Source organism: Elusimicrobiota bacterium, from assembly GCA_016788905.1.
In the GTDB taxonomy this organism is placed as follows: domain Bacteria; phylum Elusimicrobiota; class Elusimicrobia; order FEN-1173; family FEN-1173; genus JADKHR01.
In genome coordinates this window covers 1-260 of record JAEURZ010000071.1, presented here as the reverse complement: position 1 = coordinate 260, position 260 = coordinate 1, and the positions used below count along the sequence as shown (strand labels likewise).

The window sequence follows — 260 nt, the reverse complement described above, 5'->3', positions numbered from 1 at the left end:
ATACTGTCGAGGCCGGCTTCTTTCATCAGGCGCATGCCTTCTTCGTAACTCACCTTGCCTTTTTTGAAGATGTAGTGGTACTCCACCGGGGTCAGCGCCTTGATGTGCAGTTCGGGGCGGTGTGCCTTTATTTTCCGGAAAAACGTCTGGTAAAATTCCAGATCGTACTGGGGCAGTACGCCGCCCACGATATGCACCTCGGTTACCGGTTGCCCATCGTAGCGGCGCACCATGTCGAACATTTCGTCCATCGTGTAGGC

General features: G+C 54.2%; 1 pseudogene (running past one end of the window). It reads right to left on the bottom strand.

What is annotated here, in order from left to right:
- A pseudogene (locus JNK54_10850) lies at window positions 1-260 on the bottom strand (radical SAM protein); it reaches 278 nt to the left of the window's first position.